Here is a 20700-nt window from a genome sequence, read left to right on the forward strand (position 1 = left end):
AGTGACCCCGCGTTGCTGTTTAAGCGGCGGCTTAGCTGCCCAGCCACTCCGCGCATGAGTCCAGGTTCCGGTTGACGCTGTCGACGGCGGCGGCCGGGTCGCGTGCCTCGATGGCGTCCACGAGTTCGTCGTGGCCTTCGCCGGGGACGCCGTTGAAGCCGGCGCGCTGGCGCTGGACGAGGAGGTCGGCGTGCATGGCGCCGCTGAAGCTTGCGTAGAGCTCGTGCAGCAGCGGGTTGCCGGAAGCCTTGGCCACGAGGTCGTGGAACGCCCAGTCGGACTTGGCCCAGGTGACGATGTCCTCCGCGGCCCAGGCCTCGCGCCAGGCACGAAGCAGTCCGCGCATCGCCTCGATATCCGCGGCCGTCGCGTTGGTGGCTGCGAGGCGGGCGGCCTGCGTGTCCAGGGCCAAGCGGACTTCGAGCACGTGCTGCGGGGTGTGGTCCTTGTACATCCGCCGGGCCGCGCCGGACATTTCGCTGGTGGCGCGCACGTAGGTGCCGTCGCCGCGGCGGACTTCCAGCATGCCGCTGTGGGCCAACGCCTTGACCGCTTCCCGGAGCGTGCCGCGGGAGACCGAGAGCAGGGCCATCAGTTCCGGTTCGGCGGGAATCCGCTCTTCGAGGGGCCATTCGCCGGACTGGATCATGCCGCGCAGTCGCGCGGTGACCTCATCGGCCAGGACGGGGCGGTGCACGGAGGACAGGCTCATTTGACGGTCTTCGGTCCGGCCTGGGGCAGCACGCCCTTGGCGGTCATCAGGTGGCAGGAGGCCATGAGCGCCAGGGACGCCACGATCAGCAGGCCCAGCGGCAGAGTCCAGCCGCCGCTCGCGCTGTGCAGCAGCCCGACGCCGAACGGCCCGGCCGCCGCGATCAGGTAGCCCAGCGACTGGGCCACCGTGGAGAGCGCGGTGGTTTCCGCCGTCGAGCGCCCGCTGCGGCTGATCACCATCAGGACCAGCGGGAAGATGCCCAGGCCGAAGCCTGTGAGCACCGCCGGAACGGCGGCCCAGGACACCGGCAGGAGCAGCATGGCGACAATGCCGGCCAGGGTGCTGGAACTTGCCAGGTAGAACGCCGGACGCAGCATGCCCGGGCGGGAACCGAAGGCCAGCAGCACCATGCCCGCGAACACGGAGAGGATCTGCATGAGCCCGAACTGCAGGCCGCTTTCGGTGGCGCCCAGGCCGCGGCTGGTCAGCAGGTAGGCGAACCAGCTCATGACGCCGTAAGCCAGGAAGCCCTGGAAGGTGAAGACGGCGGTGATCAGCAGGCCGTGGCGGGTGCGGAGCAGGGGCCACATGGAGACCCGTTCGGCATCCTTACGGGACTTCCTGCGGTGGGTGTGCAGCACCATGGGAACGAAGCCCAACAGGGCGGCGACGCCCAGCAGCCCCCACGCGGCGAGGCCCAGCGACGGCGAACCCAGCTGCCCGGCCAGCGGAACACTGACGGACGCCGCGATGGTGGCGCCGGCGGACATGGTGAAGGTGTAGAGGCCGGTCATCATGGGGGTCTTCGCTGCGTAGTGCTCGCGGATGAAGACGGGCATGGCCACGTTGCACACGGCCAGGCCGCTCATGGCCAGCACGGTTCCGGCCAGCAGCACACCCGTGGTGGGAATGCCGCGGACCAGCAGGCCGGCGGCCAGCAGGGTGAGGGACACCAGGATGGCCTTCTCGACGCCGGTCTTCCGCACCAGCCACGGGGTGGCCAGGCCGGCGAAGGCGAAGCACAGCAGCGGAATGGTCGGCAGGATCGAGGCCACTACCGGGCCGTAGCCGAGGACCGCCTGCAGATCGTGGAACAGTGACGCGGCGCTGGTGATGCCGGCGCGTAGGTTCAGTCCGATCAGGGCAACCGCCACGACGCCGGCGACGACGACGAGCTTGCGTTTGGGGGCGGCAGCGGCGGCGGAAGTCATCGAGGCGGAAGCGGGCAGGGGTTGGGAAGGTATCGAAGTCGCCATGCTTTAAAGGTTAGACGTTTGACGTTTTCGATGCCGACTTTTGTGGTGAACCTCTCCTGGAGGCCTGGAGGCCTGGAGGCCTGGAGGCCGGCAGCTCTACCGTGGCTGGCGGGCACCGAGCCGCTGCACGGCCAAGGCCAGCCAGAGCTGCACCCGGTCCGCGGTCTGCGAGGGGTCGTAGCCGCTCAGCTCGGTGATCTGGGCCAGCCGGTACCGCACGGTGTTCCGGTGCAGGGTCAGTGCTTCGGCCACTGCCGCCACGGAGCCGTTGTGGTTCAGGTAGCTCTCCAGCGTGGCCACCAGCTCGGAACCGTGGGCGGCGTCGAACTTCTGCAGGGGCGTGAGGGCCTCGGCCGCCATGTCCGCCAAGGGGACGTCCTCGCTGGCCAGCAGCAGGGACGTCAGGCTGAGGCGCTCGGGTTCGTTGACGGGCAGGCCGTGCGCCACGGCGTCGCGCGCCTCGAAGTAGCTCCACCGCACGCCGTTGGGCTTCGTGTACGCGCCGCCGATTCCGATCAGCGCATGGATCCCCGCTTCCAGCAGGTGCTCGCTCAGGTCCTTGGCCAGCGCGCTCGCGGAACTGCCGTCGTCGGGCACCACCGTCACCAGGTCCTTCCCGACGACCGCACTCACCGCCCCTTCGAGCGATTGCGGCAGCGAGGTGCTGCCGAGCTGCTTGTGGTGGGCGCTGGAAACGGCGAGCAGCACCACATTCTTGCGGGTGCTGTTGATCCCGACGCCGGCCAGGCGGCGTGCTGCCTCGATGGTGTCCAGGGTGCCGTGGATGACGTCGTCCAGTACCTGCCCGGCCAGGGCCCGCTGGCTCTGGCGCTGCTTGACCATGTTGTTCAGTTCCACGCTGATGAGGTTCTGCGCGTAGCCGATGATGCCGGTGTCGCCGAAGGGCTGCTTCAACCAGAGCGTGCACGCATCCCGCCGGCCGGTGGGGATGGGGTAGGAGGACCAGTCCTCGGCGGTCGGTGCCGGCGCGCCCGCCGCGCTGTTGTACAGCTGGGCGCTGAACTGGGTGAGCGCGACGTCGGTGCGCAGCATGCTGCCCAGTTGCTTGAGCAGTTCGCCCAGGCCGCCGCCGGTGAGCAGCGCGCGGGCCAGGATCTGGTGCCCGGCGATGAGCCGTTCCAGTTTGGAATAGTGGTCCGCGGACTGGGACTCGGCCACCAGCTTGCCGATGGCAATGAACGGGGTCTCGTACGGGACCTCCACGAGGGGCAGCCCCCAGCGGTTCGCCTCGGCGATCAGTGCGGGCGGCACGGAGTCGTGGCTGAGGCCTGTGCCGAAACCGATGCCGACGGCTCCCGCGCGCTGCACCTGGCGCACGAAGCGGCGCTGTTCCGTGGCTCCGTTGAGCCGCAGCCCGGTGGTCAGGACCAGTTCGCCGCCGTTGAGGAAACGCTGCGGATCTTCCTGTTCCGTCACCGCTACCCAGCGGATGTCGGAGGTCCACGTGGTCTCCGCGAGGCCCGCTTTCCGGAGGTTCAGGGACGGCACGGCGAGCAGCGCGGAGAGTGACATTGCCATGGAATGAGGATAGCGCGGCACTGGTCATCCGCACTAAGAGAGGTACCCCCGGGTGTGCAGCTGGCTATTCCGTGGCGGGTGCCGCTGGCTTAGGCTCGAATGTGCTGTAAACAACACTGTGCTGCAGACAACACTTAGACACCGAAAGAGGGTTGTACACCGTGGTCCAAACCTTGCAGAACTTCATCAACGGGGAGTTCGTCACGCCGGCGGGTACCGAACTGCTGGACGTCGTGAACCCGACGAACGGCGAAGTGGTCGCAAAGTCGCCCGTCTCGGTGTCCGCCGACATCGACGCTGCCATGGACGCGGCCAGCGAAGCATTCAAGAGCTGGAAGCACGTCACCCCCGGCCAGCGCCAGCTCATGCTGCTCAAGCTCGCCGACGCCGTCGAGGCCAACAGCGACGAACTCGTCGAGGCCCAGCACCGCAACACCGGCCAGGTGCGCTCCCTGATCGCCTCCGAGGAAGTCGCCGCGGGCGCAGACCAGCTCCGCTTCTTCGCCGGCGCCGCCCGCCTGCTTGAAGGCAAGTCCGCCGGCGAGTACTTCGAGGGCCACACCTCCTACGTCCGCCGCGAACCGATCGGTGTTGTGGCCCAGGTGGCACCCTGGAACTACCCCTTCCTCATGGCCATCTGGAAGATCGGCCCGGCCCTGGCCGCGGGCAACACCGTGGTCCTCAAGCCCTCGGACACCACCCCCGAATCCACCCTGGTGCTGGCCCGCCTCATTGGCGAGATCTTCCCGTCCGGCGTGGTGAACGTGGTCCTGGGCAACGCCGCCACCGGCAGCCTCATGACCGAGCACAAGGTCCCCGGCCTGGTGTCCATCACCGGCTCCGTCCGCGCCGGCATCGCCGTGGCTTCCAGCGCAGCCAAGGGCCTCAAGCGCGCTCACCTGGAGCTCGGCGGCAAGGCACCGGCCATCGTCTTCAAGGACGCCGACATCAAGAAGAGCGCCGCGGCCATCGCCGAATTCGCCTTCTTCAACGCCGGCCAGGACTGTACCGCGATCACCCGCGTCCTCATCGAGGAGTCCGTGCACGACGAGGTCGTCGCCGCCATGGTCGAGCACACCAAGACCCTGCAGACCGGTTCGCAGAACGACGAAGACAACTACTTCGGCCCGCTCAACAACGTGAACCACTTCAACGCCGTCACCTCCGTGGTGGAAGCCCTCCCGGCACACTGCAGGATCGAAACCGGCGGACACCGCGCGGGCGAGAAGGGCTTCTTCTTCGAGCCCACCATCATCACCGGTGCCCACCAGGACGACGACATCGTCCAGAAGGAAACCTTCGGTCCGGTCATCACGGTCCAGAAGTTCACCACCGAGGCCGAAGCCGTTGAGCTGGCGAACGACGTCGAATACGCCCTCGCCTCCAGCGTCTGGACCACGGACCACGGCACCGCCATGCGCGTCAGCCGCGACCTGGACTTCGGCGCGGTGTGGATCAACACCCACATCCTCCTGACCGCCGAAATGCCGCACGGCGGCTTCAAGCAGTCCGGCTACGGCAAGGACCTCTCCATGTACGGCGTGGAGGACTACACGCGCATCAAGCACGTCATGTCCGCCCTGGACGCTTAACCGCACACCGGTGGTTGAGCCGGTGGTTGAGCTTGTCGAAACCCGAAACCCGAAACCCCGGATCTCGACAAGCTCGATCACCGGTGACAGGTTCGATCACCGCTGACAAGCTCGATCACCGGAGACAAGCTCGATCACCGGTGACAGGTTCGATCACCGCCAACGCCTCGAAACTCCGCAAAGAAAGAAACATCATGACTGCAACCGCACCTGAACTGACTTACCGCCTCGAGCAGAAGCGGAACATCGTCGGCACCTTCCCGGGCCCCAAGTCCCAGGAACTGGCCGCGCGCCGCTCCGCCGTGGTGGCTGCCGGCGTCGCTTCCGGCGTCCCGGTCTACGTTGAAGACGCCGACGGCGGCATCATCCGCGACGTCGACGGCAACTCCTTCATCGACCTCGGCTCCGGCATCGCCGTGACCAGCGTCGGCGCCTCCGATCCCGCCGTCGTCGCCGCCGTCCAGGAAGCCACCGCGCACTTCACCCACACCTGCTTCATGGTGACCCCCTACGAGGGTTACGTCGCAGTTGCCGAGCAGCTGAACCGCCTCACCCCGGGCGACCACGAAAAGCGCACCGTGCTGTTCAACTCCGGTGCCGAAGCCGTGGAAAACGCCGTCAAGGTGGCCCGCCTGGCTACCGGCCGTGACGCCGTCGTCGCCTTCGACCACGCTTACCACGGCCGCACCAACCTGACCATGGCGCTCACCGCCAAGGCCATGCCGTACAAGACCAACTTCGGCCCGTTCGCGCCCGAGGTCTACCGCATGCCCATGAGCTACCCGTTCCGCGAGGAAAACCCGGAGATCACCGGCGCCGAGGCTGCCAAGCGCGCCATCCTCGCCATCGAGAAGCAGATCGGCGGCGACCAGGTTGCCGCGATCATCATCGAACCGATCCAGGGCGAGGGCGGCTTCATCGTTCCCGCCGAAGGCTTCCTGCCGGCCCTGGCTGCCTGGGCCAAGGAAAAGGGCATCGTCTTCATCGCCGATGAGGTCCAGTCCGGTTTCTGCCGCACCGGTGAATGGTTCGCCGTCAACCACGAAGGCGTCGTCCCGGACATCATCACCATGGCCAAGGGCATCGCCGGCGGCATGCCGCTGTCCGCCATCACCGGCCGCGCAGACCTGCTCGACGCCGTCCACCCGGGTGGCCTCGGCGGCACCTACGGCGGCAACCCGGTTGCCTGTGCCGCAGCACTGGCTGCCATCGGCACCATGGAGCAGTACGACCTCAACGCCCGCGCCCGCCACATCGAAGAGCTGGCCTTCGGCAAGCTCCGCGAACTCGCTTCGGAAGTTTCCGTGATCGGCGACATCCGCGGCCGCGGCGCCATGCTGGCCATCGAGCTCGTCCAGGCCGGTTCCAAGGAACCGAACCCGGAGCTGACCAAGGCCGTTGCCGCCGCATGCCTCGCCGAGGGTGTCATCATTCTCACCTGCGGCACCTACGGCAACGTCATCCGCCTGCTGCCCGCGCTGGTCATCAGCGACGACGTGCTGCTGGACGGCCTTGAGGTCCTGGCCAAGGCCATCAAGGCCAACGCCTGACCAATAAACCTCCAGACGGACAAAGACGTCTGGCCTCGCAAAAGAGCGGACACAGCGATCCTGTGTCCGCTCTTTGCGTTAACGCGTTGACGCCTATCGCGACAGCACCACCCGCTTCGAGTGCCCGTGGCCGTCCAGGGCGAACTCGAGCGTCAGCGGCGCCGTACCGATCAGCGTGACTCCCGGATCGGCGTCGACGACGGCGGAGGCCGCCACGCCGTCGAGCGTCACCCGGGCGGTGGGCTGGGTGCGGCTCGGGTCGGAGAGTGCCACCGTCACCTGGCCGGCTTCCTCGCGGACCGCGAGGGAACAGGGCCCGCTGGTGATCACGCCCTGGACCGCTTGTCCGGCGGGGGTGGCGGCGAAGAAGTTCGCCAGGGTGAGGGCGTGGCTGCTGTCCCGGATCATCTGGGCCACGGCGTTGTTGGCCAGCACGGTGACCGTGGGTTCGTCCGATTCGGTGAGGGTCACCGAGTGCTTCGCCCCCGGCAGCACGATGTACGCGTAGCCGCCGCCCTGCGGGTCCTTGCCGTGGCGGTGCGTGATGGTGACATAGTCGCGGGTCTTCGGCTCGTCGCTGCCGCCGGTGTCCGAGCCGGAGTTGATGGTTTTCCAGTCGCCCATGCGCCGGATGACCTGCAGTTCGATGCCGCCGCTGACGTTTTCGCCCGGCAGGAACACGTAGCCGCCGTGGCCCATGATGTGGGCGTTGCGCGTGAGCGGGACCGCGGCGCTGCCCGCAGCGAGGACGCGCTGGCGGCTGTCGGTGCGGATTTCCGGTACGGTGCCGGGAGCGAAGGAACGGTTGTCCACGGTGGTGAACACCTCATGGCCGGAGGCGGAGGTAATGCCGGCGCCCAGACAGACCACCTTGTCGTCCAGGAAGAACCAGGACTTCCGGGCGCTCAGGGTCTTGTTGAAGTTCAGGTGGTCCATGCCCTGGATTCCCCAGCGGCCCTCCAGCTCGAGTCCGCCGGCGAAGGCCTGGAACGCCCGCGGGATGCCCGTGCCGTTCGCCGCGCCGCTGGGCCGCGGCTCAGCCGTCACGGTGGTTCCGGGCAGGCGGTAGGGGTCCACGGTGGGCCAGAAGTCTGCGCTGTACTGGTCCGGTGCGGCGGGGATGTAGTAGAAGGTCAGCCCGTCGCCCTGGTACCAGCCAAGGTTGTTCTCGAAGTTGCCCCATTCATAGCGGCCGATCCGCTTCGAGGAGATGTTGACCACCGCGCTGAAGGCCGGGCGATGGTGCACCAGGCGGTCCTGGTCGCCGAAGGCCTTGGTGTAGACGGGCGCGGGAGCGGCGACGACGGCCGGATCGGCCAGCACGGACGTCACCAGCAGGGACTTGGCAATGCTCTGGCCCGGCAGGCCGTACAGCGTGAGGCTCGCGCGTTCCAGCCAGCCCTTGACCAGCGAGAGGTAGCGTCCGCGGTAAGGTTCACCGGCGCCCGGGGCCAGCAGCAGGATGGCGGTGAGGGCGGCCGCCCCGTCCACATAGTCGGGGTTGCGCTGGCGGGATACCGCCCGGCCGCGCACGGCGTCCATCATCCGGCCGTTCCAGATGAACGGTGCGAACGAGGCCTCGACAGCGTCCAGCACCACCGACTTTTTCGGATCCGTGACGTCCCAGCTGCTGCCGCCCAGGAGGCCCAGGATTTCCGCGATGCCGCCGAGCGTCACCACCCCGTAGGTTCCCACGTAGGGCAGGTACGTGTGCTGGACGAAGGAACCGTCCGTGTAGAAGCCGTCGCCGCTGGTGACGTAACCGAACACGCTGTTGCGGCCGCCGCCCACGGTGTCGCTGAGCGCATCGCGGGCCAGGGCGATCTCGTCCGGACGGCCGTCCAGCATGCCGCGCAGGGCGCAGGAAAGCGCCTTGTCCGTGCGGTTGGCCCCGGTTTCGGCGAAGCTGCTGCCCTTGCCGCGCCAGTTCGGGTTGGGCGTGAAGTAGCGGGCCGCTGCCATCAGGGCGGTGCGCAGTTCGGCGGGGACGACGTCGTACAACAGCACCAGGGTATCCGCCGCTTTGCGGGGCACGCCGATCTCCCAGAACCACCAGTTGCCCGCGGCCGGCATGCCCACCTTGTAGGCCGTGGTGCTGAGGTAGGACAGGGCGGAGACGAGTTCGGACGCAAGGGCGGCGTCGCCGTGCTGGGCGGTGCCGGCGGTGCTGTAGGCGAGGGCCAGTTCGTAGACGCGGTTGAAGCTCACGCCCATGTTGCCGGTGGCGGCCGCGGCGCTGCCGATTCCGGTCAGCGGCAGGTCGGGCCAGAGCCCGGAGGTGCCGCTCGGCGCGATCATGGCACTGCGCGTCGCCGCGGCGCCCGCGCTCATGGCGTCCAGGGCCGCGGCAAGTTCAGGCACCGAGGCCGCGCTGCCGTCGCCGGCCAGCATCAGGCGGCGGCGGGAGATGAGCGCGGCCAGGGGATCTTCGGCGGCTGCCGCGGCGGCGGGTGCCGCGGCCGAAAGGACGGCGGCCGCGCCCATCAGGCCCAGCAGGGTGCGGCGGTTGAGGTGAAAGCTGTCGGGGGCGAACGGGGACACGGTTCCTCCAAGGTCGGGAAGGTGATCGGAGTCACGTTATGTCCGGATTCTGTGCGCCTTCAATGCAAATGAACAAAAGTGCTCAGCCGTTCCCGCGGCGGTGGAGTCCGGCATGCCGCACTGGGCACGGACCGGCGGGAACCGTAGAGTTCACTACACATCTGCCGTTGCTGAGCTACCCGAAGAGGGGTATTTACATGCGATACGTTGTTGGTTATTCGTCCACCGAGCGCGGCGCCGATGCCGTGGCCCTGGCCGCTTCCCTGGCACGGGCGCAGGACGCGAGCCTGGACATCGTCCACGTGGTCGATCCGCACACACCGTACAAAGGGCTGTATCCGGAGGGCACCGCCGCGACTCCGGCCGAGCAGGCCATCCTCACCGCCGAGCGGGACAGCCTCGCGTTGGTGCCCGACGGCGTCGAGGCCACCTTCCGCGCGCTCCCCGCCGAATCGTTCGCCGCGGGCCTGATCGAAGCCGCCGGCGACGACGCCGGGCTGATCGTGGTGGGTGCGGCCAGCAACGGACTGTTCAAGCGCTTCACGGTGGGCAGCGTGGCCAACGCGCTGCTGCACGCCTCGCCGGTGCCCGTCGCCTTGGCACCGCGCGGCTTCAACCGCACCGAGCCGGTCACCCGTTTCACCCTGGCTACCGGGCAGCGCTCCGGCGCCGATGCCGCCATCGGGACCGCGATCGGCGCCGCGAACCGGCGCGGAGTACCGCTGCGGCTGGTCTCCCTCGTCACCCTCGACGCCGGCACGGACGACAGCGGGGAAGCCGCCAACGCGGCGCACCGGCACGCCAACACGGTCCTGAGCGATGCGGCAGCGCGGCTGCCGGAGGGCCATGACGTGAGTGTCGCCGTCGCGCACGGACGCAACATCGAGGAAGCGATCGACAGCCTCGACTGGCAGGAAGGCGAGGTGGTGATCATCGGTTCGTCACGCCTCGGCGAGAAGAACAAGCTGTTCATCGGCAGCACCGCGAACAAGATCCTGCGCGCCCTGCCGGTCCCCATGGTGGTGGTTCCGCGGGAGTACGAGCGCGTGGATTCGATGCCGATCTAGGCCGTGCGTGCCTGCTTGCGGATGGCCGCGTTCTTGCGCGCGGTGCGGAACATGTCCACCGTGAGCAGGCACAGCGCCAGCCAGACGATGCTGAAGCCGATCCAGCGTTCGGTGGTCATGGTTTCCTTCAGCACCGTCAGGGCCACGATGAACTGCAGGAACGGAGCGAAGTACTGCAGCATGCCGATCGTGGTCAGCGGCAGGCGGGAAGCGGCGGCACCGAAGAACACCAGCGGCACGGCGGTGACTACGCCGGACGCCGCCAACAGCCAGAAATGCCCCGCCCCGTTCGAGGCCAGCGTCGCGGCTCCGGTGACGCCCAGGACGATCATGGTGGCGGCCGCGAACGGCGCCAGCACCACGGTTTCCACAGTGAGGCTTGCCACCGCGTTCAGGCGCGGCCCCACCCGTTTCTTCACGAAGCCGTACAGGCCGAAGCTGAATGCCAGCACCAGGGCGATCCACGGCAGCTTGCCGTAGGAAACAGTCAGGACGACGACGGCGACAAAGCCGGTGCCGACGGCGGCCCACTGCAGCGGGCGGAGGGTTTCCTTCAGGACGAAGACCCCCAGCAGCACCGAAACGAGCGGGTTGATGAAGTAGCCCAGGGAGGCTTCGACGGCGTGCCCGTTGGTGACGCCGTAGGTGTAGGTGAGCCAGTTGACGGCGATCAGCAGGGCTGCCGTCACCAGCGGCAGGAGGATGGACCGTTCCCGGAAGGCCGTGGCCAGCTGGCCCCAGCTCCGGGTGACCGCGATGAGGCCGGCACAGAACAGCAGGGACCACACCACGCGGTTGGCCACGATTTCCACGGCGCCGGCAGGCTGCAGCACCAGGAAGTACAGCGGAAGCAGGCCCCACAGACCGTAGGCGCCGATGCCGTACAGGATGCCCGTCGTCGTCTCACTGCGCTTGGCCTTGGGCGCGGTTGCCGGAGCGGGGAGCCCCGCCGGCGGGATGCTGTCGGGCAGGGAGACGTGGGCGTGATCGGGCGTAGGCACAGAACCAATAACATCATGCCCCGGCGGGCTATTCCTGAACGTCCGGTCGGACGGCTGTCTGGAACACCGGGCAGCCGCTTCCGGAACGGGCCGCTAGCTGAACTCGGAATTCAGGAAGCCCACCACGATTGCGGTCCACCAACAGGCCTGCGAAACCACCAGGCAGGCGAGCATATGGAAGCGCTGGCCGGCTCCGAGTCCGCCGAAGGGGGTGTCGGCGGGGAGCCGGACCAGACGCCGCATGAGGGGAATCAGCATAATTCCGTTGACGATCAGCACCAGCACGGCGATGAGCTTGACGACGGTCAAGGCCTTGCCGAGGTCCGGGTTCAGGAAGGCGCCGCTGGCCAGGAGAAGGACGAGCCCGGCCCAGATCAACGGGCCGGCCGCGCCGTCCAGGCGGACGGTTTCGGCCAGCTTCCGGCGGCCAAGCAGCCACAGGAATCCATGCCAGTCGACCACCAGGATGGCCCCGAAGGACAACACCATGGCCAGGACGTGCACCACCTTGCTGACCGTGTGCACTTGGCCTTCGACGTGCAGCACGGACGCCAGGAGAACGGAAAGCGCCCAGGTTCCGACGGCGGCGGCCGTCAGCCGCACGACCAGCCGGCGGGTGGCCTTGGCGGAAGCCGGGCTGTCGGCGGTGCCGGCATGTTCCGGGATGTAGCTCACGGTGTACCTCCTGCGGCCCTGCGTGCCTGGGACCGGTCCGCGGTGTCCGGCCAGGCGCGGTTCAGGGTTGGCTTGCGGAGTGGCGCTCCTGCAGATGGGCCAGCAGGGCCAGCTCCGGGTGGCCGGGATTCCTGGCGAGGTGGGCCCTCAGCCGGGCCCGGACGTCCTCCTTGCCCGGATCGCCGGCCTCCAGGACACTGCGGATGATCTCCGTGACCTGCACTTGCAGCAACAGCAATTCCGGGTCCGCGGGGGAGTAGAGGTGGGAATCGCCCGGACGGTACAGCTCCAGTCCAAAGAACGGCGTTCCAGCCATGGCCGGCCTCCTTTCGATCGATGCGCCGGCGTCAGCGCCGGCTGCCCTTGCCACCGGAACCGTTGTCGTCCCGGAACCCGCCCTTGTCGTCGAAAAGGGGGTCGTCGTAGGAATCGTGGGACGGGCCGTCATCGCTGCCCCCTGCCGAGGGGTAGGCGTGTTCCGGCGGGTAGGTGTAGAGCTTCATGGGCACGTGTTCCGCTTCCCGCGGGTGCTCGATTTCCACTTCCGTCTCTACTTCCGGAGCATCGTGGCCCGGGCTGCTGCTTGGGCTTGCGCTGCTGCTTGGGGCAGGGCTCGCGGTCGAGGTGGGCTGCGGCCGGGACGTCCGCAGATCATCCGTTGCGGTGCCGTGCGCGGGAGACCGGTCCTCAACCACCACCCCCGGGACCACTGTTGCCGGTGGCGCCGCGTTGGCCTGCCCCCAGACTGCGAACCCCGATGCCCCCAGGAGGAGCACACCGGGGAGGTACCACTTCTTCATCCGGATCACCTGTCCTTTCCTGTGCTCCTACTCTGGGCGCCGAACGTGAGATGCCGATGAAGCATCCATGAGAGTGTTCTCATCCTGCGGGGCGCTGCCGTGCGGCGTGCCCGGATTGACGAAGCGGTACCCCGCGCCGCGGACAGTGAGGATCCGTTCCTGGCCGAGCTTCGCGCGCAGGTACCCCACATAGACATCCACGACGTTGGAGGAGCCGTCGAAGTCGTAACCCCAGACGTGGCTCAGCAACTGCTCCCGCGAGAGGACTTTTCCCTGGTTTTCGAGGAAGGTTCTGGCCATGGCGAACTCCCGGGCGGACAGCTGCACCGTGGCCCCGGCTACGGTGGCACAGCGCAGCTCAACGTCCAAGGCCACATCACCGCAGGCCAGCGGCGGGGCGGCTTGTGCGCCCGGATGGTTCCTCAGCCGCAAGCGGATCCGCGAGAGAAGTTCCTCGAAGCGGAAGGGCTTGGTCATGTAGTCGTCCGCGCCGCCGTCGAGCGCTGCAACGGTGTCTTGGAGGGTTCCGCGGGCGGTGAGCACAATCACCGGAATCGGCGAGCCCATGGACCGGAGGGAGGACAGCACGGAAATCCCGTCCATCCGCGGCATGCCAAGGTCCAGGAGCATCAGGTCGAACTCGCCGGAGGTGCCGTAGTCCAATGCTTTGATGCCGTCTCCGACGGTGACCGTGGTGAACCCGGCTGCCTTGAGGCCTTTGGCGATGAAATCGGAGATCCGCGGTTCGTCCTCGGCGATCAGTATCCGCGTCATGGTGCTCCCTGGACGATGGCGGCCTGCCGGCTGCCGGGCGGTTCCACCAGGGCGTGGCCCGCAGGCGGGCTGCCTTCGGGGATCCACAACACGAAACGTGCGCCCCTTCCGAGGTCCGATTCCACCCGGAGCGAGCCTCCGTGCGCCTCCGCGATGGCCTTGACGATCGGCAGTCCGAGTCCGGAGCCTTCCCTGCCATGCGGCCGCCGGGCCCGGAAAAACCGTTCGAAGATGCGCTCCTGGTCTTCCGGCAGGATCCCGCACCCGGAATCCGCCACCCAGATTTCCAGCCCGGGCGGGGATGCTTCCGCCAGGGAGGCAGTGTCCGACGGCGGCTGGCCGGGTTCCGGGGTCCCCACCCACGCGGCGCCCAAGGCGATGGTGTCCTGCGGCAGCGTCGAACGCACGGCATTCGCCGCGAGTTGCTCCACCGCCTGCAGGAGCCTGTTGCGGTCCGCGAGGATCCGCCCCGACGGGTTGCCATCGATCCGCCACCGCCGGTCGGCGAGCACCTTGATCCGCTCCATGGCCGCCTCCAGGAACGCGCGTGTGTCGAACCAGGTGCCATGGATGAAATCCGGCCGGCCGCTGCGGGCCAGGACAAGGAGGTCGTCCACCAGGGCCTGCATCCGCTCCAGTTCCTCGAGCAGCAGGGCGCGCGTTTGTTCCACATCCCGCGGGTCGCCCGCCTGCAGCAGCTCAAGGTGGCCGCTGATGATGGTGAGGGGCGTACGGAGCTCGTGCCCGGCGTCGTCCAGGAACCTCCGCTGCTCAGCGAAGCCGGACTCCAGCCGGTCGAGCATGTGGTTGAAGTTGACCGCCAGCTGCGAGACGTCGTCGTCCCCGGCCGGAACCTTCACCCGGGTGCTCAGGTCCTCGAAGGTGATGTCCTCAGTGGCCCGGCGCAGCCGGTGGACCGGATCCAACAGGCGGCCCACCACCACGAAGCCCGCGCCGCCGGCCAGCAGCAGGATCGCCAGGGACGCCGCCCCGAATGTCCAGAGCGAGGCCAGGACTTCCTCCCGTTGCCGGCCGATTTCGTTCGATGCGAGGAGGATGCCCTGCTCCGGGCTTCCGGCGCCGGGATTCCCGGCGTTCCCGGTACCCAGGGCCACAGTGCCCAAGGCCACGGGGCTGATGGCCAGGCGGACCGTCCGGCCGTCGATCGACATGTCGCGGAAGACCGTCCGGCTGCCCAGGTGCTCGGACTGGATCCGCTCCAGCACATCGGTGGTGTTGAGCACGGTGGCTTGGTTGCCGGCCGGCAACAGGGTGGTGCCATCGCCGAGCATGGCCATCACCGATTCATGGCTCCCCGGGGTGGCCCCTTGGAGGAACGCGGTGAAGAGCTCCTCGAGCGAGGTGTACGGCCGTCCGTCCCGCGCACCTTGTTCGGCCACTGCCCGGAGCCGTGCCGACTGGCCTAGGAGTTCCTCGTTCACACGCTCGTTCAGTCGTGCCAACTGCACCGCGTGGGTCGAGGCACCGGAAGCCACAAGCCCCGCCGCCATCAGGGCCAACGCCGCCGCCAGGACCCGGAACCGAACGGAGCGCAGCTCCGCCCGGAGCGTCCCCAGCCATTGGGGAGCGGCGGAGCCTGCGTTGACAGCTGGCATGCGTGGATCCTCCCGACGGCGGCCTGCCCGGGTGCCGGTACGTACCGTCCGGACGGGCCGTTTCTTCCACGGTAGGTACGCCTGCTTGGGAAAATCTTTTGGTCCCCCGGACACGCGGCTGCCCCGCACTATCCGTGCGGGGCAGCCATGATCCCGGTGCCGGCGGGCTAGACGATGGCGTTCATGATGTTCCAGCCGTTGCCGACGAGGGTGCGGGGTTGGAATCCTCCGGTGCCGTTGCCGCGGTAGAGCCAGAGGCGTCCGCTGGTGTCGCGGGCGAGGACGTCGGCGCGTGCGTCGCCGCTGAAGTCGCCGGTGCCGGTGATGGAGGTCATGATGTTCCAGCCGTTGCCGATGAAGGTGCGGGGTTGGAATCCTCCGGTGCCGTTGCCGCGGTAGAGCCAGAGGCGTCCGCTGGTGTCGCGGGCGAGGATGTCGGCGCGTGCGTCGCCGCTGAAGTCGCCGGTGCCGGTGATGGAGGTCATGATGTTCCAGCCGTTGCCGATGAAGGTGCGGGGTTGGAATCCTCCGGTGCCGTTGCCGCGGTAGAGCCAGAGGCGTCCGCTGGTGTCGCGGGCGAGGATGTCGGCGCGTGCGTCGCCGCTGAAGTCGCCGGTGCCGGTGATGGAGGTCATGATGTTCCAGCCGTTGCCGACGAGGGTGCGGGGTTGGAATCCTCCGGTGCCGTTGCCGCGGTAGAGCCAGAGGCGTCCGCTGGTGTCGCGGGCGAGGATGTCGGCGCGTGCGTCGCCGCTGAAGTCGCCGGTGCCGGTGATGGAGGTCATGATGTTCCAGCCGTTGCCGACGAGGGTGCGGGGTTGGAATCCTCCGGTGCCGTTGCCGCGGTAGAGCCAGAGGCGTCCGCTGCTGTCGCGGGCGAGGACGTCTGCCCGTCCGTCACCGCTGAAATCATGCATGCCTCCCGTGACTCCGCCGGTCCCGATGACCACGGAACGGTTTGCCACCGCCCCCAGGTTTCCTGCGGCATCCGTCGCACGGACCTCGAAGGAGTACGCTCCGTTGACCTGGGCGTCGAAAGTCTTCGGTGACAGGCACGTGGGGTCCCACGTCGCGTTGTTCGGCAGCAAGCGGCATTCGAAGGCTGCCCCTGCCTCATTGACGGTGAAGCTGAATGTGGGCGTGCGGTCCGCCGTCGGCGATGACGGGAACGGGGGCACGATGGTGACTGCCGGCGCCGTCGTGTCCACCGTGAACGTCAACGTCCCCGAGGTGAGGGCGCCTGAGAGCGCCTGGACCGTGTGGGTACCGGGCGCCAGGGGTGAGCCCAGGGTCCGGGTGTAGCTGCCGCCGGTGACGCTAGCCGTAAACGGTGCTCCGCCGTCGATCCTCAGGGATACCGCGGTGACGCCGACCGGAACCGTTCCGTTGAACGTGGGCGTGGCGTCGTTGGTGACGTTGTCCGTGCTGGAACGGCCGGTGTCGCTCGCCGCGGCGAGGTCCGGAGTGGAGGGAGCGCCGTCCGCGGCCGCGGAGATCTTGCCCTGGACCGTGAAATCGCTGACGGTCAGGGTGTCGACCCCGGGGCCGCCGGCGTCAGGCCCGGTGATGACGACGGCGTTCGTTCCGGACGGCGCGCCGGTCACCGGACCGGGGGCGTTGAGGTTGCCCAGGTTGCCGGCGGTGGCGTTGACCTGCTTGACGAAAGCGGCCGTGGCGCCGTTGGCGAAGTCGCCCAGGAACGCCGCTCCCACACCCGCCCAGTCGCAGGGCTGTGCCGGCGTCGGCGCGCAGACGCCCTCGTCAATGGTGACGTTGACCTGCCCGAGCCCCGGGTCCTGGGGGTCCGCTTCGGCGGTGAAGACGTTCACGCCGTAAGGGTGGGTCACCGTGTAGCTGGCGTCAGGGACGAGGTTGTCGATCCGGAACCGCAGGCGGGCAAAGCCCATCTGGTCGCCGTCGATCACTGCTTCATTGGCGTGGGCGCCTTCCAGGGCCGCCTCATAAAGGCCGAGGTTTCCGCCGCTGGCTTCCGCCACGTACCAGAAGGCCTCGTCCGGGAAATTGTCCGGATAGGACACCGGGGCATTGGGATCCGGCGGCTGGGACAGGCAATCAGGGCCCGAGACGCAGAATTCCAGCTTCACGGTTCCATCCGAGTACCACGTGGGGAAGCCATTGGCCGGATCCACCGGCCCCATGCCGGCCACCGCGGCGCCGGCGGGTGCAAGCCCCAATGAGGCCAGGGCTGCGGCAAACATGGTGCCGGAGAGCGCTGCGGCCACCGGCCCGCGCGCGGCCCCGCGGCCCGTGTTGGGCGGCTTGGGACGGATCCGTTGTCCGGCCGTGGAACTGTGGTTCGTGGATTCCAGGAACATGGTGACTCCTTGTGGACACTCGATGGTGGCCCCCACTCAGCTTCGAGGCCAGCCGGGCGTTCGCGTCCCGACCCGTGCCACGATGCTCCGCGGACCTTGGATTAATCTCGGATTCTTTCCGTCCGCCTGCCCCCTTCCGGCTCTGTCCGCTGCGCTTCCGGACGTGGGCTACTCGGTGCGGCCGTCCACGGCACCCGGCATATGGCCCGTTCCATGGTTTTCCCAGCGTGGAAGGCCCAAAATCGGCCATGATCCGGCCGTGGGGGGCGGAGCCTGCGGCGTAAGGAGCAAGTACCCGGATCCGCAAACCAAGTAGTCCGGGACGGAAAAAGCAAGTACTCAGGTACCCGGAGCAAGTAGTGGCAAGGAGCCTGTCATGGAAAAACGAGTACTCGCTTCCCTTGTTCGCCTAGTGGTCGGGATATTGAATGAAAAGCGATTGGAAACCAGCTACATGGGGGTAGTTGTCATGATCGCACTAACCAGGAAAACGGAGGATGCAGGTCTCGACGACGACGTTGACGGCGAGTGCAAACTTCGGATCGACATCATCGGACCACTCAGGATCAGGCGCGGAGATATCGCACTCAGTGCCGCTGACCTGGGCGGGCCGAAACCACGGCAGGTCCTTGAAATCCTCTTGCTGAGCCTTGGCTCGGCGGTCTCAAAGAACAGGATCATGGAGTTGTTGTGGGAGGGCCGGCACCCGGCGGTAGCCCAGCCGACCCTGGAAAGCTACGTCAGCGTGCTCAGGCGGCATCTGCAGCCAGGAACGGGACGCAGTGGCCCCATCCGGACGGTCACCGGAGGATACATTGTGGACCGTTCGGCGGTGGACCTTGACCTGGACCGCTTCCAGGTGCTGACCACCCGGGCGGCCCACGCCGAGCCGGTGCAGGCCCTGGCTTTCCTCAGCGAGGCCCTTGAGTTGGCGCACGCTCCGCTGCTGGGCGACGAGCTCCTTCCCGCATGGGCGGAGGAGGAGCGGGCCTTGCACGCCACACAGGTGGCGGGCACGCGGGTGCTTGCCGCGGAGACCGCGCTTGCAGTGGGCGACGCCGGCAAGGCGATTGCGTGGGCGCGCGCGGCGGTGCAGGAAGACCAGCTCAGCGAACGTGCCTGGGCCGCGCTCATCCTCGGCCTCGAACAGCAAGGGGAGAACACCGAGGCGCTGAGGTGCCTGGACCGCTGCCGCAGGATCCTGGATGAGGAAATGGGCTGCGCCCCTGGCCCCGTCCTGAAAGCCGCGCAGGCCAGGCTCCTGGGCAGCACCTCGGGCGTGGATACCGCGGCTGCACCCGCACAGGCAACGCAGCCCCTTCAGGTGGTCCCGCCGTCGGCGCCGCCCGTTCCGGAACACGGACCGGCAGAACAGGCGGCAGGCCGGCTCAGGATCCTCACCGTGGACGACCACACGACCTTCGCGGAGCTGCTCAACGGCGCCTTGGACCGGGAACCGGATTTCATGAGCGTCGGCTCGGCCAAGACCGTGGAGGAAGCGGTCCGGATGTTCCAGGAGTTGCGGCCGGACCTGGTCATCATGGACCTGCACCTCGCGGACGGGTCCGGCCTTGACGCCGCCGGGCGCATCCTGGCCGAGGCCCCGGCAACCCGTATCGTCATGCTCACAGGCAACCCGCGGCAGGAAGCGCTGCGTGAGGCGGCAGTGCTCGGTATCTGCGCCTTCCTGCCGAAGGACGGGGCCCTGGGCACCATGCTGGACACCCTGAGATATGCCCGGGCGGGGAACATGATTGTCCATCCCGCCCTGGTGGCACAGCTCGGGCAGGGAGCCCCTGAGCACAAACTCCAGAGCGCCTGAGGAACCGGCAGCAATGTCCGGCCCGGGTATCCGCGGGCATTTCGGGCTGTACCGGGGCGGAGCTGCCGAGCGGCAGGAAGTCCAGGCAGCCATTGTCCGCTTTGTGCTGGCAGGAGTGGTGGCGCTGGTCCTCGTGGCGACGCCGGTGGCGTTCTGGATCCGGGGCGTCGCCGAGCAGCATGCCTTGGAGAGCGCAACGGTCATGACTCAGGGCGTGGCCGATTATGCGATGGCGCCGGTGGCCACCGAGCAGTTGCTGAACGGCGACCCTGCCGCAGTTGCGCTCCTGGACCAGAGATTGCGTCCCTGGCTGGAAGGCCGGGGAGCCATCCGGGTGAAAGTCTGGGATGCCCGCTCGCGGATTGTCTATTCCGATGTGCCGGAGCTGATCGGACGGACCTTCGAGCTGGACGGCGAGGCCAGGGCACTCCTGGCCGGCGGGCCGGCCACGGCCACGTTGGAGAAACAGGACAGCCCCGAGAACGGTTTCGAGGCATCGTCCGGTGAACTGGTGGAGGTCTATGTCCGGGCGATGGCGCAGAGCGGGGACCAGTTGATTTTCGAGGCCTACTACGACGGCACGCAGGTCCGCCGCGAGCAGGCGAGCTACCTGCTGGGGATCGTTCCGCCGCTGTTGCTGGCGATGTCCGCGCTCCAGCTCGCCCAGCTGATTCCGGCGGTCCGGCTGGCCCGCCGGATCCAGTCGTACCAGGCGGTGCGCCACAGCCTCCTGCGGCGTGCGATCGAAGCCTCGGACCTGGAACGCCGCCGGATCGCCCGCGAACTCCATGACGAAGTCATCCAGGACCTTTCCGGCCTGGCTTATGCCTTGGAGTCGGAGGAACGCCAAGGACCGGTTGCGGGACGCTCCCTGTTCACCAACGCGCGCACCCTGTTGCAGGACAATGTGCGCACCCTTCGAGCCATGACCAGTGAACTGTATCCGCCCGACCTGGGGGAGCTGGGGCTGAAGGCCTCGCTGCTGCGGCTTGCGATGCCCCTGCAGGAACACGGAATTTCGGTACGCGTCGATGTTCCGGACGAGGTGGACCTTGACCGGGAACGGACGGCGATCTTCTACCGGGTGGCGCGGGAGGCGCTGGCGAACGTCATGAAGCATTCTTCAGCCCAGTCCGCGGAACTGCGGCTCATGAACGACGGCGGGCGCGTGCAGCTGCTGGTGACCGACGACGGCCGGGGATTCGATCCCGCCAGCCCGCCGCCGGACGGACACCTGGGCATGCGGATCCTCCGGGACACGATCATCGAGGCCGGGGGCACGCTCGAAATCCACTCCGGCCCGGGCCGGGGGACCACCGTGACGGTCTCGCTGGGAGCCACGGCCCCGGCGGTGCGGTGAGCGAAATCGGATCCGCGCCGTCCCGGGTCCTAGACTTGGAGGGTGTGCTGCCCAAC

16 protein-coding genes are annotated in these 20700 nt (G+C 68.0%); 5 read left to right on the forward strand and 11 right to left on the reverse strand.

The genetic code is table 11. The features are described 5' to 3' along the window. Window positions 1-31: 31 nt before the first annotated feature. From BIU82_RS15065 to BIU82_RS15075, 3 genes are all read right to left on the reverse strand, one after another. Window positions 32-712, reverse strand: coding sequence for a FadR/GntR family transcriptional regulator (locus tag BIU82_RS15065; protein ID WP_070350245.1), 681 nt, complete (start codon window positions 710-712; stop codon window positions 32-34). After that, entirely contained in the window at window positions 709-1971 is a 1263-nt protein-coding gene (locus BIU82_RS15070; protein WP_070350246.1) for an MFS transporter, read from the reverse strand. Before BIU82_RS15070 ends, BIU82_RS15065 begins: the two co-directional genes overlap by 4 nt. Before the next feature lie 96 nt (window positions 1972-2067). After that, a complete protein-coding gene (locus tag BIU82_RS15075; protein WP_070350247.1) occupies window positions 2068-3510 on the reverse strand; it encodes a PucR family transcriptional regulator in 1443 nt (480 codons plus the stop codon). A 161-nt stretch (window positions 3511-3671) separates the two neighbouring features. Here BIU82_RS15075 and BIU82_RS15080 point away from each other — a divergent pair, with 161 nt between their 5' ends. Next, complete coding sequence (locus tag BIU82_RS15080; protein ID WP_070350437.1) at window positions 3672-5102, forward strand: gamma-aminobutyraldehyde dehydrogenase; 1431 nt, start codon at window positions 3672-3674, stop codon at window positions 5100-5102. A gap of 194 nt (window positions 5103-5296) precedes the next feature. Continuing rightward, window positions 5297-6652 (forward strand): 4-aminobutyrate--2-oxoglutarate transaminase, encoded by a 1356-nt coding sequence (gabT, locus tag BIU82_RS15085; protein WP_070350438.1) that lies wholly within the window; start codon window positions 5297-5299, stop codon window positions 6650-6652. A 93-nt stretch (window positions 6653-6745) separates the two neighbouring features. On the opposite strand, the gene BIU82_RS15090 is transcribed toward gabT, so the two are convergent. Beyond that, window positions 6746-9193 (reverse strand): polysaccharide lyase 8 family protein, encoded by a 2448-nt coding sequence (locus tag BIU82_RS15090; protein ID WP_253182799.1) that lies wholly within the window; start codon window positions 9191-9193, stop codon window positions 6746-6748. Window positions 9194-9390: 197 nt separating this feature from the next. Between BIU82_RS15090 and BIU82_RS15095 the strand changes: the two genes are divergently transcribed. After that, the gene (locus tag BIU82_RS15095; protein ID WP_070350248.1) at window positions 9391-10260 is read left to right on the forward strand and encodes a universal stress protein; all 870 of its coding nucleotides are present in this window, start codon (window positions 9391-9393) and stop codon (window positions 10258-10260) included. Here BIU82_RS15095 and rarD read toward each other — a convergent pair. From rarD to BIU82_RS15130, 7 genes are all read right to left on the reverse strand, one after another. Further along, window positions 10257-11219, reverse strand: a complete 963-nt coding sequence (rarD, locus tag BIU82_RS15100) for an EamA family transporter RarD (protein ID WP_253182808.1) — start codon at window positions 11217-11219, stop codon at window positions 10257-10259. The genes BIU82_RS15095 and rarD overlap by 4 nt on opposite strands. Before the next feature lie 135 nt (window positions 11220-11354). Further along, window positions 11355-11936: a hypothetical protein gene (locus tag BIU82_RS15105; protein ID WP_253182800.1), complete on the reverse strand. Its 582-nt coding sequence runs from the start codon at window positions 11934-11936 to the stop codon at window positions 11355-11357. Window positions 11937-11997: 61 nt separating this feature from the next. Beyond that, a complete protein-coding gene (locus BIU82_RS15110) occupies window positions 11998-12252 on the reverse strand; it encodes a hypothetical protein (RefSeq protein WP_070350250.1) in 255 nt (84 codons plus the stop codon). Between the two features lie 31 nt (window positions 12253-12283). Continuing rightward, entirely contained in the window at window positions 12284-12736 is a 453-nt protein-coding gene (locus BIU82_RS19760; RefSeq protein ID WP_139146633.1) for a hypothetical protein, read from the reverse strand. Between the two features lie 27 nt (window positions 12737-12763). Beyond that, a complete protein-coding gene (locus BIU82_RS15120; RefSeq protein WP_070350252.1) occupies window positions 12764-13510 on the reverse strand; it encodes a response regulator transcription factor in 747 nt (248 codons plus the stop codon). Continuing rightward, on the reverse strand, window positions 13507-15126 hold the full coding sequence (locus BIU82_RS20255; RefSeq protein WP_070350253.1) for a HAMP domain-containing sensor histidine kinase: 1620 nt from the start codon (window positions 15124-15126) through the stop codon (window positions 13507-13509). The genes BIU82_RS15120 and BIU82_RS20255 overlap by 4 nt, the downstream gene beginning before the upstream one ends. Window positions 15127-15293: 167 nt before the next feature. Further along, window positions 15294-17462, reverse strand: coding sequence for an FG-GAP-like repeat-containing protein (locus tag BIU82_RS15130; RefSeq protein ID WP_070350254.1), 2169 nt, complete (start codon window positions 17460-17462; stop codon window positions 15294-15296). A 469-nt stretch (window positions 17463-17931) separates the two neighbouring features. Between BIU82_RS15130 and BIU82_RS15135 the strand changes: the two genes are divergently transcribed. Continuing rightward, complete coding sequence (locus BIU82_RS15135) at window positions 17932-19284, forward strand: response regulator (RefSeq protein WP_083292385.1); 1353 nt, start codon at window positions 17932-17934, stop codon at window positions 19282-19284. Between the two features lie 13 nt (window positions 19285-19297). Beyond that, a complete protein-coding gene (locus BIU82_RS15140) occupies window positions 19298-20644 on the forward strand; it encodes a sensor histidine kinase (RefSeq protein ID WP_070350256.1) in 1347 nt (448 codons plus the stop codon). Window positions 20645-20700: the final 56 nt, after the last annotated feature.

Origin of the sequence: Arthrobacter sp. SW1, from assembly GCF_001766675.1 — a bacterium.
Classification (GTDB): domain Bacteria; phylum Actinomycetota; class Actinomycetes; order Actinomycetales; family Micrococcaceae; genus Arthrobacter.

Bases quoted from the DNA above. Each gene is read 5' to 3' on its own strand.
- BIU82_RS15070 (WP_070350246.1), bottom strand. From the start codon at position 1,971: ATGGCGACTTCGATACCTTCCCAACCCCTGCCCGCTTCCGCCTCGATG.
- BIU82_RS15065 (WP_070350245.1), bottom strand. From the start codon at position 712: ATGAGCCTGTCCTCCGTGCACCGCCCCGTCCTGGCCGATGAGGTCACC.
- gabT (WP_070350438.1), top strand. From the start codon at position 5,297: ATGACTGCAACCGCACCTGAACTGACTTACCGCCTCGAGCAGAAGCGG.
- BIU82_RS15135 (WP_083292385.1), top strand. From the start codon at position 17,932: ATGATCGCACTAACCAGGAAAACGGAGGATGCAGGTCTCGACGACGAC.
- BIU82_RS20255 (WP_070350253.1), bottom strand. From the start codon at position 15,126: ATGCCAGCTGTCAACGCAGGCTCCGCCGCTCCCCAATGGCTGGGGACG.
- BIU82_RS15130 (WP_070350254.1), bottom strand. From the start codon at position 17,462: ATGTTCCTGGAATCCACGAACCACAGTTCCACGGCCGGACAACGGATC.
- BIU82_RS15120 (WP_070350252.1), bottom strand. From the start codon at position 13,510: ATGACGCGGATACTGATCGCCGAGGACGAACCGCGGATCTCCGATTTC.
- BIU82_RS15095 (WP_070350248.1), top strand. From the start codon at position 9,391: ATGCGATACGTTGTTGGTTATTCGTCCACCGAGCGCGGCGCCGATGCC.
- BIU82_RS15140 (WP_070350256.1), top strand. From the start codon at position 19,298: ATGTCCGGCCCGGGTATCCGCGGGCATTTCGGGCTGTACCGGGGCGGA.
- BIU82_RS15110 (WP_070350250.1), bottom strand. From the start codon at position 12,252: ATGGCTGGAACGCCGTTCTTTGGACTGGAGCTGTACCGTCCGGGCGAT.
- BIU82_RS19760 (WP_139146633.1), bottom strand. From the start codon at position 12,736: ATGAAGAAGTGGTACCTCCCCGGTGTGCTCCTCCTGGGGGCATCGGGG.
- BIU82_RS15075 (WP_070350247.1), bottom strand. From the start codon at position 3,510: ATGGCAATGTCACTCTCCGCGCTGCTCGCCGTGCCGTCCCTGAACCTC.